Here is a 13,340-nt window from a genome sequence, read left to right as displayed (position 1 = left end):
TCGAACCGGCCGGACGCGCCGTCGATCGGGTAACCCGTTTCGGTTTCTGTCTGCCGACGACGGTCGACGACGGTTCGGCGGACGTCGACGGTGTTCGAGGGCGTCGCCGGCGATCGAGGGCGTCGAGTGCCGGCTCGTCCACGTCTCACGCGCGTCCCGAACCGCATCTCGCGAGGTTCCGTTCCCGACGGTTCCGAGACGGCGTGTCCGGATCCGGTTTCGTTCGCGACCACAACCTATTTTCGTGTCGCCGTCGTCGATGTGTCCATGCCGATACAACGACGTGAGGTACTCACGGCGCTGGGTACGGGAACGCTCGCCGGGCTCGCCGGCTGTTCGGGGATGGGCGGCGGTGGCGGCGAGGAGGAACCGACCGCCGGCGTGACGGGCGAGACGCTCACGCTGACCACGACGACGAGCACCTACGACACCGGGCTGCTCGACGAGATCCACGGGAGTTTCGAGGAGATGTACGGCGTGACCGTCGACGCGGTCGCCCAGGGAACGGGCGCGGCGCTCGAGTCGGCGCGCAACGGCGACGCCGACGTGGTGATGGTCCACGCCCGCGGGCTCGAGGACGAGTTCATGCGCGACGGGTACGGGGTCAACCGCCGCGATCTGATGTTCAACGACTTCGTCATCGTCGGACCGGAGGACGACCCGGCGGGGATCGAGGGGACGGGGTCGGCGACGGAGGCGCTCGCCGCCATCGCCGACGCGGAGGCGACGTTCGTCTCGCGCGGCGACAACTCCGGGACGCACACGAAGGAGCTCAACCTCTGGGAGGAGGCGGGCGTCGACCCCGGCGGCGACTGGTACCAAGAGACGGGCACCGGGATGGGCGAGGCGCTGAACAACGCCACCCAGCAGGGCGCGTACACGCTCTCGGACCGCGGCACGTTCATCTCCCAGCGCTCGGAGATCGACCTCGTCATTCTGGTTCAGGGTCCGATCGAAGACGGCCCGGAGATCCTCTCGAACCCCTACGGGATCATGGCGGTCAACCCCGGCGTCCACGAGAACGTCAACTACGACCTCGCGATGGCGTACATCGGGTGGATCACGAGCCCCGAGGCCCAGGAGGCCATCTCGGAGTACCAGATGAACGGGGAACAGCTGTTCTTCCCCGAGGCCGTCTCGGAGGACTCGGACTTCCAGCAGTACGTTCCGGAAGGCTGGAGTAGCGAGTCGTCCGACGCGTAAGCGTGCCAGCCGAACCGATCGTACAGCCGGCGGCGGCCCTCGTCGAGCCGGCGGTGGTCCTCACCGAGTCGGCGGTGGCTCTCGTCGACCTCCCGTTCAGGGAGGGGTACGTCTCGAGCATCATCTACGTCTCGCTGTACGTGAGCCTCATCGCCGTCACCCTGAGCACGCTGTTCAGCGTCCCGGTGGCCATCTTCCTGGGCTTCACCGACTTCCCCGGAAAGGGACTCGTCAAGTCGGTGATCAACACGGGGATGGGGTTCCCGAGCGTGGTCGTCGGACTGATCGTGTTGTTCGCCGTCTCCAACCAGGGACCGCTCGGGTCGCTGGAGCTGATATTCACCACGGAGGCGATGATCATGTCGCAGTTCGTGCTCGCGACGCCGCCGATCACCGCCATCAGCCTCGCGGCGATCACCGGCGTGGACGACGACGTCCGCGACGCCGCGCGCGTCCTCGGCGGGACGCGCCTCGACGCCGCGCTGGTCGTGCTCAAGGAGGCGCGCTACGGGATCGCGACGGCGATCCTGGCGGGGTTCGGCCGCGCAATCAGCGAGGTCGGCTCCGTGCTCATCGTCGGTGGCAACATCACGAGCGCGGACGGGATATCGAAGACGCGGACGCTGACGACCGCGATCCAGCTCGAGGCCCGCAAGGGCCAGTACGAGACGGCGATGGTGCTCGGGGCGGTCCTGGTCGCGCTCGTGTTGGCGGTCAACGCCGTGGTCGTCCGCTTCGGCGACCAGGGGGTACAGCGCTGATGCTCCGCGCGACCGACGTCTGCCAGTCGTACGGGGACGACCGCGTGTTCGAGGACCTCGCGATCGACGTCGGGACCGGGGAGGTGGTCGCGATCATCGGGCCGTCGGGCGTCGGAAAGACGACGCTGCTCCGGATGCTCGCGCTCTCGCTCGAGCCCGACGAGGGCACGGTGACCTTCGACGGCACGGACGTGTGGGGCGTGGACGAGGCGAAACGGCTCGCCCTGCGACGGCAGATCGGGATGGTGTTCCAGGAGGCGAGCCTCTTCGACGCGCCGGTCGCCCGCAACGTCGAGTACGGGTTACGCGTCCGGCGGTCCTGGGGCGAGCGGCTCCGCGACGAACTGCGGGCGATCGTGGGGGCGAACGGCACCCACGAGGCCGTCACCGAGGCGCTCGAGGTCGTCGGGCTGACGGAGAAGACGGGCCAGCACGCGGCGTCGCTCTCGGGCGGCGAGGCGCAGCGCGTCTCGTTCGCCCGCGCGCTGGCGTACGAGCCGGACGTCCTGCTGCTCGACGAGCCCACATCGGACCTGGACCCGCGGAACACCGCGGTCATCGAGGACGCGATCGCCGAGGCGCGGGACCGGAACATCGGCGTCGTCGTCGCGACCCACGACATGCACCAGGCCGAGCGGGTCGCGGACCGCGTCGCGGTGCTTCTCGACGGGGGGATATCGGAGGTCGGCCCGACCGAACGGGTGTTCGAGAACCCGCGGGACCCGCGGACCCGACGGTTCATCGACGGCGAGTTGGTGTACTGATCCTCGGGGGGAACGACGTGTCGACTCGAACGGCGAGTCTCCCTCGGCGTACCGCCGGAGGGATTAACTCGCCGGCCGCGGGTACTCCCGTGTGATGGGAGACGCGACCGGGAGGGGCCGCGCGACGCTCGTCGAGGGCGACGTCGAGTTCGACGGTCGCGACGCGGCCCTGCTCCGCGCGATAGCTCGAACGGGATCGGTCGCGCGGGCCTCCGCCGATCTGGGGCGCTCGCGAGCGCGCGCGCTCTCGCGGATCGACGCCCTGGAGGCCGCCTTCGGCGACCTCGTGGAGCGCAACCGGGGCGGAAGCGGCGGCGGCGGGAGCCGGCTGACCGACCGCGGGAGCCGGATCCTCGGCCGCTACGACCGGCTGTCGGCGGCGATCGAGGCGACCGCGGGCGTGCCCGAGACGGTCCTCGCGGGCGCGGTCGAGGCGGTCGACGGCGAGTTGGCCGCGGTGGAGACGCCGATCGGCACGGTGTGGGGTCTCCACGACGGACTCGGCGTCGACGACCGCGTCCAGGTGCGGATCGGCGCGGACGCCGTGACGGTTCGAACGGCCGAGGACGACGGCGAACCGACCGCGACGAGCGAGCGGAACCGGCGGCACGGACGGATCGAGGGCGTCGACCGCGGCGAGACGGTCCACGCCGTCCGGGTCCGCGTCGACGACGCGACGGTCCGGGCGCTCGTCACCGACGGGAGCGCCGAGCGGCTCGGGATCCGGCCGGAACGGGACGTGTGGATCGCCTGGAAGGCGACCGCGACGCGGCTGGTTGCGGACGTCGACGGCGACGAGCGGGGCGACGACGAATGAGTCGACGCCGCCGCGCAAACCGACGAGGCGACCCGGTACGTTTACGCCGGTCGCCGGCCGCGGGTGGGACATGAGCCTCGAAGCCACCGTCGCCGCCCCGTTCAAGCGACACGCCACGGAGCGGCTGGGCGAGGGCGAGTTCGTCGTCGCGCTCTCGCTGGAGCGCGAGTGGTTCTCGCCGGACCAGGCGAAGCGGCTCGTCGACGTGGCCGTGGGGCGCGGCCTCGTCGACGAGGAGGACGGCGAGCTGGTCGCGCGCTTCGACCCCGACGAGGTCGCCGTCCCGGAGGACTTCCGGCCCGACGAGGACGTGTTGCGCGAGCAGTCCACCTTCGAGACCGCCCTCGACGCGGTCGTCTCGGCGGGCGTCGAGAAACAGCGGGCGGTCGCCGGGATCAACGAGCGCCAGCGCGCGCTCGCGGTGACGATCGAGGCGGCCGCCGTCCTCTACGCGAAGGAGCGGGGGGCGCGCGTCGACCACCTCGTCGAGGACGTCCGCGCGGAGCTCTCGGGGGGCGAGTGATGGTCGAGGACCGCCTGACCGACGGGGTCCGGATCGCCCAGCTCTTCGCCTCCGAGGTGACCGGCGACCGCGGCCGCCTCCGCGACCTCGACGTGACCGACGCCGACCCCGACGCCGAGCCGACCGCCGACGGGGCGCTGGCGTTCCGGCTGGTGGAGACCGTCGGCGAGGGAGACCAGAACGACCGCGACGACAACGACGGCGGATCGATCGAGGGAGCCGCCGTCGCGGACGTGTACGTCCAGCCGGACCGCGCCAGGGTCGAGTTCCGCCGCGCGCCGGAGAGAGTCGCCGACGCCGCCGGCGAGGCGGGGCTGCGCGTCAGGCCGAAGGCGGTTCGACCGCCGCGGACGCTGGTGTTCCTCGAGGACGGCGCGGACGTGAAACGGGTGTTGCCGGCGCTGGAGGCGGTCGCCGGAAGCGGCTCGGAGTGAGGTCGAGACCGACCCTCACTCCGAGCCGCCGTCGCCCATCGCGACCGGACGGGAGCCGGGGGAGGGGCCCTCCGTCGCCGACCCCCCGTCGACCTCGAACTTCCGGAGCAGCCGCCGGAGTCGCTCGGCGCGGTCGGTGAGCGTTCCGGCCTCCGTCGCGGCCGTCGTCATCGCCGAGAGCTGTTCGTCGGCCGCGACGGAGGCGTCGTCGGTCTCCTCGGCGACCGCCCGGCTGATCTCCGCGACCTCCTCGGCCATCGCCACCGCCTCCTCCGTGCTCGCCGCCTGGTCGTCGGTCGCCTGGCCGATCTCGCGGATCCCGTCGTCGGTCTCCTCCGCGTTCCCGGCCACCCGCGTGAACGCGTCCGCGGCGTCGCGGACGGCGTCGGCACCGGTCTGCATGTGCTCTTCGGCGGTCCGGACCTCGTCGACGGCCGCCTCGGTCCGGGCCTGCGTCCCGGCGATGAGCTCCTCGATGTCGCCCGCGGCCACCTTCGTCTCCTCGGCGAGCTGTTTGACCTCGTCGGCGACGACGGCGAAGCCGTCGCTCGATCCGGACCCGCCCCCGCCGCCCGCCCGTGCGGCCTCGATGTTGGCGTTGAGCGCGAGCAGGTTCGTCTGATCGGCGATGTCGCCGATCAGGTCGACGATGTCGCCGATGTCGGTCATCCGCTCGTCGAGGTCCCTGACCGTCTCCGCGGTCGAGTCGAGCGCGCGGCGCGACTCCCGGACGCTTGCTATCGCCTCGCTCGCGGTGTCCTCGCCCTCGTCCGCGATCGACGCCGTCCGCCGGGCCGCGTCCGCGACCGTCTCGGTCGAGGCGGCGACCTCCTCGATCGCGGCCGAGAGGTCGTTCATCTCGCTCGAGACCTCCTCGAGCATCTCGCGTTGCCCGTCCGCTCCCGAGGCGATCTCCGCGATGGATCGACCCAGGTCCTCGCTCAGCTCCTCGGCCGTGTCGACGCTGGCCGTCGTCTCCTTGCTCGCCTCCGACACCTCGCCGGCGAACGACTGGACCTCCCGCACGGTGGACTCGAGGTCGTCTATCATCCCGTTGAAGGCGACGGCGATCCGCTCCATCGGCTCGCTCTCGCTCTCGGCGTCGAGCCGGACCGTGAGGTCGCCGTCGGCCGCCTCGGCCATGGTCGCGCGGTAGTCGTCCGCCTTCGTCTCGAGGTGTCGATTGAGGTGCTCGACCTCCTCGCGTCGCTCCTCGGCTCTCGCTTTGGCCGCCTCGACGTCCTCGATCTCAGTCTTCTGTGTCCCGACCAACTCGAGCTGTCGCCGCGCCTCCTCGCGGGACTTCTCGATCGAGTACCAGTTGACCACGAGCGCGCCCGCGAGCCCCGTGACGAAGACGGCGTGGATCCCGCCCCACACGATCGGATTGGCGATGGCGGCCGGGTGGTTGTAGACGAGACTCGAGTCGATCAGCCCGAACAGCCCGTGGCCGGCCGCGACGTACGCCATGCCGAGCCCGAAGGGGAGCCAGTCCTCGTACACCGCGACCACGGCGATGAACACGAAGAAGTGGAAGTGCGCCTCGATGTACCCGCCCGACAGCTTCACCAGGGCCATCGAGATCGTGAGCCCGCTGAAGGTCGCGAGCAGCGTTCGAGTCCGCCGGTCGAACCCGGACCACGCCGCGAGCAGTCCGGTCCCGACGACGGCCGCGAGCATCCCGCCGAGCATCCACGTCGGCGTGGCCGGGATCCGCGCCCCGGTGAACGACTCGGTCCCGGAGTACAGACCGAGCGCGACCAGGATCGGGAGGTGTGTCGCGATGAGGATCAGGATGTTGCGGTGGCGCGCCCGCCACATCTCCTCGGGCATCGAGGTGCCGTCCGGCACGTATCCGAGAACGTCCCGGATCCCGGCGAGCGGCCCGGCGACACCCCCACTCGCCCCGCCAGATGAACCGCGGTCCCCCGACGTCGATCCGACCGTTGAGTCAGCCATGTACGTCGATCGTCGTATGACGTCAAATATTTCCGCCTCCGAATATTATCGCTGATACTCCCGGAGTCGGAGGTGACCGTTCCCTACCGACGGTTGTCAGAGAACGCACCATACCGGTCCGGCGGTCGGTTTTGCTGGGTCTTCGATGAAAGTCGAATGCGGTCGAGTTCGGGTCCGGCGAGGCCGCGAACCCGACTCCCGACGCGAATGCCGACGCGGACGCCGGCTCGCCATCGACCGCGCGGGCGACGCACTTTATACGGGTCCGGATCGCAGTACTGGCGTGACCCTCGATCCGATCCACGTCGAGAACATCGCGCGGCTCGCGTACGGGATCGCGGGCGACGTGGACACGACGGACCACGAGGACCTCGCGAGACGGGTGTGGGACGACTGGCTGACCGGCCTCCGGCGGGACGGCCGGGCCGTCATTGAGCCGGTCGCCGGCCACGAGCGTCGACGGACCCCGATCGACGACGTGGCGCTGGCGGAGCGGCCCTTCGGGACGGTCCACGGGCTCGACTCCGGGACGATCAACCCGACGACGTTCAAGAACGGGCTCGTCGTCGACGTGGCGCACGCGGCGATGGCCGCGGAGCCGACCGACCTCGACCTCCACCGCGACCGCACCATCGTCGCGACGGTCCACGCGGGCGACTCGACCGCCGACTTCGACGGCGAGTGGACGAGACGGGACGACGGCCACACCCGTCAGCGCGTGCTCCACGCGCCGCGGGTGAACCGGTACGCCGAGGGAGTCGTCCACGCGCTCGCGCTCTACCTCGCGGAGGGGACCCACGCGCTCGATCACGCTGACGAGGTCGAGGAGCTGCTCGTCCTCGACGGCCCGATCTACCCCAAGGAGCTGTTCACCTGGGAGGACCGCGACCCGGAGCTCGGCGAGCTCGCGCGCGAGGCGAAACCGCGCGCAGTCGTCGAGAAGTACGTCCGGCTCGTCGAGCGGTTCGTCGAGCGCGACGTGCCCCTCGCCGGCTTCGTGAAGAACCCCTCGAGCCGGACGATCGTCCGGACGCTCGCCCGGAAGGGGTTCGAGTCCCCCTGGCCCGACGACACCGCGCTCTTCACCCGGCTCCTGGAGCGACGGGAGAAGGGCGGAAGGACGGCTGGAAGCGGCGGAAGCGGAGGCACCGGGCGAGGCGGGAGCGGCGGGGGCGACGCCCGCCTCGACGACGACCTCACGTTCACCACCTGGTTCCACAGCCGCGGCGGCGCGGACGGGACGATGGCGGCCGACGCCGACGCGCTCGGGATCAAGCGCGAACTCGGTCCCGAACTGTACGAGCCGACGTTCATGGTGTTGTACGACCCGCGGACCGACGTGACCTACAAGCTCGAGGCCCCCTACGCGTTCACCCGCGACGCGGGGACGCGCGACCGGCTGACCCGCCAGGTGCTCGCGGACGTGGCGACGACGCGAGGACCGCCCGCGGCGGTCGGGAAGGCCGACGCGCTCGCGCGGATCGACGCCACCGAGAAGGCCGCCCTGCGCCGGAAGTTCGAGGAGCGGTTCGACAGCGCCCAGCAGGCGACCTACGACGACCACCGCTGGGGGAAAGAGCGGTACTGACCGACCGTCAGTCGGGTCCCTCCCGAACCGCCGCCCGCATCGCGACCGCGGCGACGGCACCCGCGTGGTCCACGGTCCGAGCGAGCGCGTCGAGTAGCCGCGTCAGCGCCCGCGCGTCGGCCGCCGTTCCCTCGAAGGGCGCGTCGGGATCGTCGAAGACGGCCCGTTCGATCCGGTCGAGGGCGGCGGTCACGTCATCGCGATCCGCCAACACCTCGTTCGCGTCGGTGGGATCCGCTCCCTCGAGAACCGCCGCGGCGGCCGACGCGACCAGCTCCTCGGCGGCGTCGGCCGCCGCCTCGACGTCGGCGGCGAGCCGCTCGCCGATCGCTCCCGAGAACCCGTCGGCCACGCGTCCGATCGTGACGCTCGACTCGGCGATCGCCGCGAGCTCCCCGGCGGCCGCGTAGTAGTCGAAAAGCGTCGGGCGGCGGACGCCGAGACGATCGATCTCGGCCATGGAGACCAGCGACCGGTTGAAGTGACGGGCGATCATCTCGAACAGCCGGTCGGCCTCGTCGGCGCGCTCGCGAAGACGGTCGAGGTCCGCAGCCCGATCCTCGTCGAACGCGACGGCGGCCTGCCGGAGGGCCGAACAGGCGACGAACTGGAGCTGGACGACAGTCTGTCGAACTGACACATCCCCGGTCGCGAGGAGGTTGCGGAGCGTGAGTTCGTCGGCGGCGTCGGCGACGAGCTCCGCGCCGACGAGGCCGCGCTTCGTCCGCCGCGCGGCACGACGCGTTTCGTCCGCGAACGACTCGCGGGGGCGGAGCGTCACCGTCTCGTAGCCGGTCCCGTAGGCCGACCGAAGCAGGCGACGCACCAGCGCCGAGTCGTCCCCGTCGACGCCGAGTTCGATCCGATCTAGCGCCGCGCCGTCGCGCTCGGAGCTCCGCACGACGATGGACCCGTCGGCGTGCGCGTAGAGGTGGACCTCTGAGCTGGCGTCGAGGTCGTGTTGGACGGCCCACCGCTTCGGGATCGAGACCGTGTACGTCCCGCCGCCGACCCGCTGGAGTTTGCGCGTCTCCATCGTCTCAGTAGAGGAGCTCCGAGTCGTGTTCGACCACGTACAGCGTTCTGGCCGCGACGTTGACGGCGTGGTCGGCGACGCGCTCGACGTCGCGGACGGTCAGCAACAGCCGGGAGACGTCGTCGAGGAGTCGCTCGACGGCCCAGGCGTCGTTCCCCGTCTCGCGCTCGACGAGGTCGCGGACGACGCGCTCGCTGGCCCGCTGACAGAGGGCGTCGATCCGGTCGTCGCGGGCGTGGATCTCGCGACACAGCTCGACGTCCCGCGTCCGGTAGGCCGTCAGCGCGTCCTCGACCGCGTCGCGCGCCTCGCGGCCGATCGCCACGACGTCGACCTCCGGGGAGGATTCGGAGGACTCGGCGAGCGCGTACCGACCGAGGTTCGTCGCCAGGTCGCCGATCCGTTCGAGATCGGTCAGGATCTTGAACGAGGCGGCCACGAACCGCAGGTCGCCCGCGACGGGCTGTTGGAGCGCGAAGAGGTCGATACAGTCCGACTCGACGGCCAGGTACGCCTCGTTGATCGCGTCGTCGCCGTCGATGACCGCACGGGCGAGCTCCGGGTCGCCGGACTCCAAGGCTGCGAGTCCGGTCTCGAGTTGAACCACCACGTCCTCGCCCAGCCCGACGACGGCGTCCCGGAGGTCGTCCAGCGCCGACCGGTATCGGTCCCTCGGCATGAGGGTCACCCGAACTTGCCGGTGACGTAGTCTTCGACCCGCTGGCTCTCCGGGTCCTCGAAGATCTTCTCCGTGTCGTCGTACTCGACGAGCTCGCCGCCGGTGAGGAACACGGCGGTCTGTTCGGAGATGCGCGCCGCCTGCTGCATGTTGTGGGTGACGATCACGACCGTGTACTGCTCGGCGAGCTCCGCGATCAGGTCCTCGATCTTGGCGGTGGCGATCGGATCGAGCGCCGAGGCCGGCTCGTCCATCAGGATGACCTCGGGGTCCGTCGCGAGACAGCGGGCGATACAGAGCCGCTGTTGTTGGCCGCCGGAGAGCCCGAGCGCGTTGTCGTCGAGCCGGTCGTTCACCTCCTCCCAGATGGCCGCCCGGCGGAGCGATCGCTCGACGAGCTCGTCGAGCTCGTCGCCGTCGTCGCGGCCCAGCGCGCGGGCCAACAGGCCCGTTTCGAGGTCCCCGTGCTTCCGCGGGCCGTAGGAGACGTTGTCGCGGATCGACTTCGGGAACGGGTTGGGGTTCTGGAACACCATCCCCACCCGCTTCCGCAGCTCGACGAGGTCGACGCCGTCGGCGTACACCTCCTCGCCGTCGAGCCTGATCGACCCCTCGACGCGCGCGCTCCGGATGCGGTCGTTCATGCGGTTGAGCGAACGCAGGAACGTGGACTTGCCACAGCCCGACGGGCCGATGAGCGCCGTCACGCTGCGTTCCGGGATCTCCATCGAGATCCCGTCGAGGGCGTGGTCGTCGCCGTAGTAGACGTCGAGGTCCTCGACCGCCATCTTGGGCGTGCCCTCGAACTCGTAGTTCGACCACTCGGGATCGACGCGCTCGTCGGTCTCCCCGGTGGTGGTCCGTTCCGCCGTCGTCGTGGATTCGCTCGTTGCCTTACTCATGCTGTAACCTCCGCCGGAAGTAGATACGGGTGCCGACGCCGATCGCGTAGAAGCTCAAGACGACGGCCAGAAGGACGAACGCGGTCGCCCAGCCGAACTCCTCGTTTCCGCTCACGCCCGCCGTGATCGTCGCGTAGAGCTGATACGGCAGCGCCGGCGCGCTCTGGAGGAGCGCGTCGTTGACGACGAACGGGGGGCGCGCGACGAACTGGAACGATCCCAGCACGCTCGGCGCGTCGTCGCGCAGGCCGCCGGCCATCACGAGCAGGATCGGCGCCGTCTCCCCCGCGATCCTGCCGACGCCGAGGATGACGCCGGTGACGATGCCAGGGAGCGCCGTCGGGACGACGACGCTCCGGATGGTCTCCCACTGGCTCACCCCGAGCGCGGCGCTGGCGTCGCGGTACTCGTCGGGGACGGCCTTGATCGCCTCCCGACTGGTGATCGTCACCAGCGGGAGGAGCATGAACCCGAGAACCATCATCCCCGCGAGCAGCGACGTCGTGTTGCCGAACCGGGGGACGAGGAACGCGTAGCCGAACAGGCCGAAGACGACGCTCGGCGTGCTCCAGAGACCGTTCGTCGCGACCTCGACCAGCTGCGTGAACCGACCGCGCTCGGCGTACTCCGAGAGGAAGACGGCCGCGCCGACGGCCAGCGGGACGCCGACGAGGACGGCGCCGATCACGAGCCACACCGTCCCGACGACGGCGGGGAAGACGCCGTTGGGCTGGTCCGGCCGGAAGTTGTACCCGTCCATGACGAACGGCCAGCGGAACTCGAGGGCGAGCGGGTCGAAGGCGATCCCCTGGGTCGCCCGGCCGAATCCCTTCACGCCGATGAAAAGTATCAGCGTGGCCAGGACGACGAGCATGCCGATCGCGTTGAGTCCGACGAGGAAGTACGCCGCCGACTGACGCCCCGCGGCGCCGAACCCGCTCCGGGCCGACACCGCCGCCCAGCAGGCGACGAGCGCCGCCAGTCCCGCGAGCACCGGGACGACCATGTACCCGGGGAACGTCACCGAGAACCCCTCGGGAGCCCAGGTCCAGCCGGCGGCCAAGACGTCGGTGAGGACGAGCGCCCCGACGAACAGTGCGAACCCGCCCGCGGGGAGCGTCGTCCCGAGGTCCTCGCGAGCGAGCGTGACGAACCCGCCGACGGCCAGCCCCGCGACCAGTGCGGCCGCCAGCGAGGCGACGAGCGGGAGACCGAGCGTCTGTGACGCCGTCAGGCCGCCCGCGGCGAACGCGATCCCGCCGAATCCGAGCGCGGGGCCGACGGTCCCGCGCTCTTCGGGGTTGGTCTCGAAGGTGCCGACGAACGAGCCGACGCCGAGGGCGACGACCGTCGATCCCATCGCGGCGAGCGCGAGCGCGATCCACTCGAACGCGCCGAGACCGAAGGCGGCGGTGTCGCCGGTGACGACGCGGCCGACGGCGAGGACCGACAGGCTGATGACGGTGATTCCGACGCCGACGACGCCGTCGGTCAGCCGGGTGAACGCCTCGCTCTGGTCGCTCCGGAGCGAGTGGCGAGTAGCGGTGCTCACGCCTGGCCCTCCAGCTTTCGCTTCATTCGCGCTTCGATGGTCTGTGAGACGACGCTGAGGACCATCACGGAGACGAAGAGGACCACGCCGGCCGCGAACAGCGCCTGCATGTGCATCCCGTCGGCGTTACCGTACTGACTCGCGATGAGACTGGTCAGCGAGATGGTGTTCCCGAAGACGTTGTACAGCGGCTCCGGCAGCTTGACCACGTTCGATAAGATCACGGTGGCGGCCATCGTCTCGCCGACGGCCCGCCCCACGCCCAGCAGGACCGCCGCCGAGACGCCCGAGAACGACGCCGGCATCGTGATCCCCTTGATCGTCTGCCAGTCGGTCGCGCCGAGCGCCAACGAGCCGTCCTTCATGGAGTTCGGGACGCTCGTGAGGGCGTCCTCGGCCACGGAGACGACGGTCGGCAGCGCCATCAGGCCGATGACCACGCCGACGATGGCCATGTTCCCGAGTCCGGGAGTGCCGAGGTGCTCGTAGACGAACGGCGAGATCAGGACGAACCCGAGCCACCCGTACACGATCGAGGGGATGCCCGCGAGTATCTCGATGCCGGGTTTCACCGATTCCCGCACGACCGGCGGGGCGATCTCCGCGATGAAGATCGCTCCCGCGACCCCGAGCGGACCGGCGACGAGCATCGCGATGACCGTCGTCATCAGCGTTCCCCAGACCATCGGCGTCAGCGAGTAGACGTCCCCGCTCGTGCTCCAGAGCTCCCCGACTCCGGGAAGGAGGGTGATACCGAACACGCGGACCGGGTCGGTGAGTCCGAAGATCCGGACCCCCATGTGCTGGAACACCGGTACCGCGCGCGCGATCAGGAACACCGAGATGAGACCGAGCACGACGGTCGTCGCGACCGTCGCGAGGAAGGTCACGGACTTGACGGTGGCCGCCTGGTGGTTGAACCACCCGTACGTCGTCGCTCCGAGGAATCCGACGACGGGGACGACGGTCAGCGTCGAGTTCGAGAGGAAGAGCCCGAACGCGACGAGGAGACACCCCCCGCCCACGAGACCGGTGAGGAGGACCCCACGGTCCGCGTCCGCGACGCTACGTCCCTCGAAGCCGGCGATGCTAGTGTTGCTAATTCTCATTCGTTCGTCTCTG

General features: G+C 70.4%; 13 protein-coding genes. 7 read left to right on the top strand and 6 right to left on the bottom strand.

Annotation, left to right across the window (positions count from 1 at the left end; all coding sequences use genetic code 11):
• The first annotated feature begins 267 nt into the window (after positions 1-267).
• The 6 genes from NO889_RS03965 to NO889_RS03940 all read left to right on the top strand — a co-directional run bounded on the left by NO889_RS03965 (position 268) and on the right by NO889_RS03940 (position 4,502).
• Positions 268-1,203 (top strand): ABC transporter substrate-binding protein, encoded by a 936-nt coding sequence (locus NO889_RS03965; protein WP_256410952.1) that lies wholly within the window; start codon positions 268-270, stop codon positions 1,201-1,203.
• Positions 1,204-1,277: 74 nt separating this feature from the next.
• Positions 1,278-1,964 carry an ABC transporter permease gene (locus NO889_RS03960; protein WP_379786987.1) on the top strand — a complete coding sequence of 229 codons (687 nt, stop codon included), beginning with the start codon at positions 1,278-1,280 and terminating at the stop codon, positions 1,962-1,964.
• Positions 1,964-2,728 carry an amino acid ABC transporter ATP-binding protein gene (locus tag NO889_RS03955; RefSeq protein WP_256410951.1) on the top strand — a complete coding sequence of 255 codons (765 nt, stop codon included), beginning with the start codon at positions 1,964-1,966 and terminating at the stop codon, positions 2,726-2,728. Before NO889_RS03960 ends, NO889_RS03955 begins: the two co-directional genes overlap by 1 nt.
• Before the next feature lie 94 nt (positions 2,729-2,822).
• Positions 2,823-3,545 (top strand): LysR family transcriptional regulator, encoded by a 723-nt coding sequence (locus NO889_RS03950; protein WP_256410950.1) that lies wholly within the window; start codon positions 2,823-2,825, stop codon positions 3,543-3,545.
• Between the two features lie 70 nt (positions 3,546-3,615).
• Complete coding sequence (locus tag NO889_RS03945; protein ID WP_256410949.1) at positions 3,616-4,068, top strand: DUF2240 family protein; 453 nt, start codon at positions 3,616-3,618, stop codon at positions 4,066-4,068.
• Entirely contained in the window at positions 4,068-4,502 is a 435-nt protein-coding gene (locus NO889_RS03940; protein WP_256410948.1) for a DUF7993 family protein, read from the top strand. Before NO889_RS03945 ends, NO889_RS03940 begins: the two co-directional genes overlap by 1 nt.
• Positions 4,503-4,517: 15 nt before the next feature.
• On the opposite strand, the gene NO889_RS03935 is transcribed toward NO889_RS03940, so the two are convergent.
• Positions 4,518-6,335 (bottom strand): methyl-accepting chemotaxis protein, encoded by a 1,818-nt coding sequence (locus NO889_RS03935; protein WP_256410998.1) that lies wholly within the window; start codon positions 6,333-6,335, stop codon positions 4,518-4,520.
• 409 nt (positions 6,336-6,744) lie between these two features.
• Between NO889_RS03935 and NO889_RS03930 the strand changes: the two genes are divergently transcribed.
• On the top strand, positions 6,745-8,049 hold the full coding sequence (locus NO889_RS03930) for a DNA double-strand break repair nuclease NurA (protein WP_256410947.1): 1,305 nt from the start codon (positions 6,745-6,747) through the stop codon (positions 8,047-8,049).
• Between the two features lie 7 nt (positions 8,050-8,056).
• Here the strand turns inward: NO889_RS03930 and NO889_RS03925 are convergent, their stop codons facing one another.
• From NO889_RS03925 to pstC, 5 genes are read right to left on the bottom strand one after another with little or no spacing between them, the layout of a single operon-like run.
• The gene (locus NO889_RS03925; protein WP_256410946.1) at positions 8,057-9,085 is read right to left on the bottom strand and encodes an AbrB/MazE/SpoVT family DNA-binding domain-containing protein; all 1,029 of its coding nucleotides are present in this window, start codon (positions 9,083-9,085) and stop codon (positions 8,057-8,059) included.
• A gap of 4 nt (positions 9,086-9,089) precedes the next feature.
• The gene (gene phoU, locus NO889_RS03920) at positions 9,090-9,764 is read right to left on the bottom strand and encodes a phosphate signaling complex protein PhoU (RefSeq protein ID WP_256410945.1); all 675 of its coding nucleotides are present in this window, start codon (positions 9,762-9,764) and stop codon (positions 9,090-9,092) included.
• Positions 9,765-9,769: 5 nt separating this feature from the next.
• Positions 9,770-10,666: a phosphate ABC transporter ATP-binding protein PstB gene (gene pstB, locus NO889_RS03915; protein ID WP_256410944.1), complete on the bottom strand. Its 897-nt coding sequence runs from the start codon at positions 10,664-10,666 to the stop codon at positions 9,770-9,772.
• On the bottom strand, positions 10,659-12,218 hold the full coding sequence (gene pstA, locus NO889_RS03910; protein WP_256410943.1) for a phosphate ABC transporter permease PstA: 1,560 nt from the start codon (positions 12,216-12,218) through the stop codon (positions 10,659-10,661). The genes pstB and pstA overlap by 8 nt, the downstream gene beginning before the upstream one ends.
• Complete coding sequence (pstC, locus tag NO889_RS03905; protein WP_256410942.1) at positions 12,215-13,327, bottom strand: phosphate ABC transporter permease subunit PstC; 1,113 nt, start codon at positions 13,325-13,327, stop codon at positions 12,215-12,217. Before pstC ends, pstA begins: the two co-directional genes overlap by 4 nt.
• Between the last annotated feature and the right edge of the window lie 13 nt (positions 13,328-13,340).

It is taken from the genome of Halorubrum rubrum (assembly GCF_024494685.1).
GTDB lineage: Archaea > Halobacteriota > Halobacteria > Halobacteriales > Haloferacaceae > Halorubrum > Halorubrum rubrum.
Note: the sequence above shows the minus strand (reverse complement) of the source record. Positions and strands in the feature narration are given on the sequence as shown.

Coding starts and splice junctions, on each gene's coding strand:
- NO889_RS03965 (WP_256410952.1), top strand. CDS start 268: ATGCCGATACAACGACGTGAGGTACTCACGGCGCTGGGTACGGGAACG.
- NO889_RS03955 (WP_256410951.1), top strand. CDS start 1,964: ATGCTCCGCGCGACCGACGTCTGCCAGTCGTACGGGGACGACCGCGTG.
- NO889_RS03950 (WP_256410950.1), top strand. CDS start 2,823: ATGGGAGACGCGACCGGGAGGGGCCGCGCGACGCTCGTCGAGGGCGAC.
- NO889_RS03945 (WP_256410949.1), top strand. CDS start 3,616: ATGAGCCTCGAAGCCACCGTCGCCGCCCCGTTCAAGCGACACGCCACG.
- NO889_RS03940 (WP_256410948.1), top strand. CDS start 4,068: ATGGTCGAGGACCGCCTGACCGACGGGGTCCGGATCGCCCAGCTCTTC.
- NO889_RS03935 (WP_256410998.1), bottom strand. CDS start 6,335: ATGCCCGAGGAGATGTGGCGGGCGCGCCACCGCAACATCCTGATCCTC.
- NO889_RS03925 (WP_256410946.1), bottom strand. CDS start 9,085: ATGGAGACGCGCAAACTCCAGCGGGTCGGCGGCGGGACGTACACGGTC.
- phoU (WP_256410945.1), bottom strand. CDS start 9,764: ATGCCGAGGGACCGATACCGGTCGGCGCTGGACGACCTCCGGGACGCC.
- pstB (WP_256410944.1), bottom strand. CDS start 10,666: ATGAGTAAGGCAACGAGCGAATCCACGACGACGGCGGAACGGACCACC.
- pstC (WP_256410942.1), bottom strand. CDS start 13,327: ATGAGAATTAGCAACACTAGCATCGCCGGCTTCGAGGGACGTAGCGTC.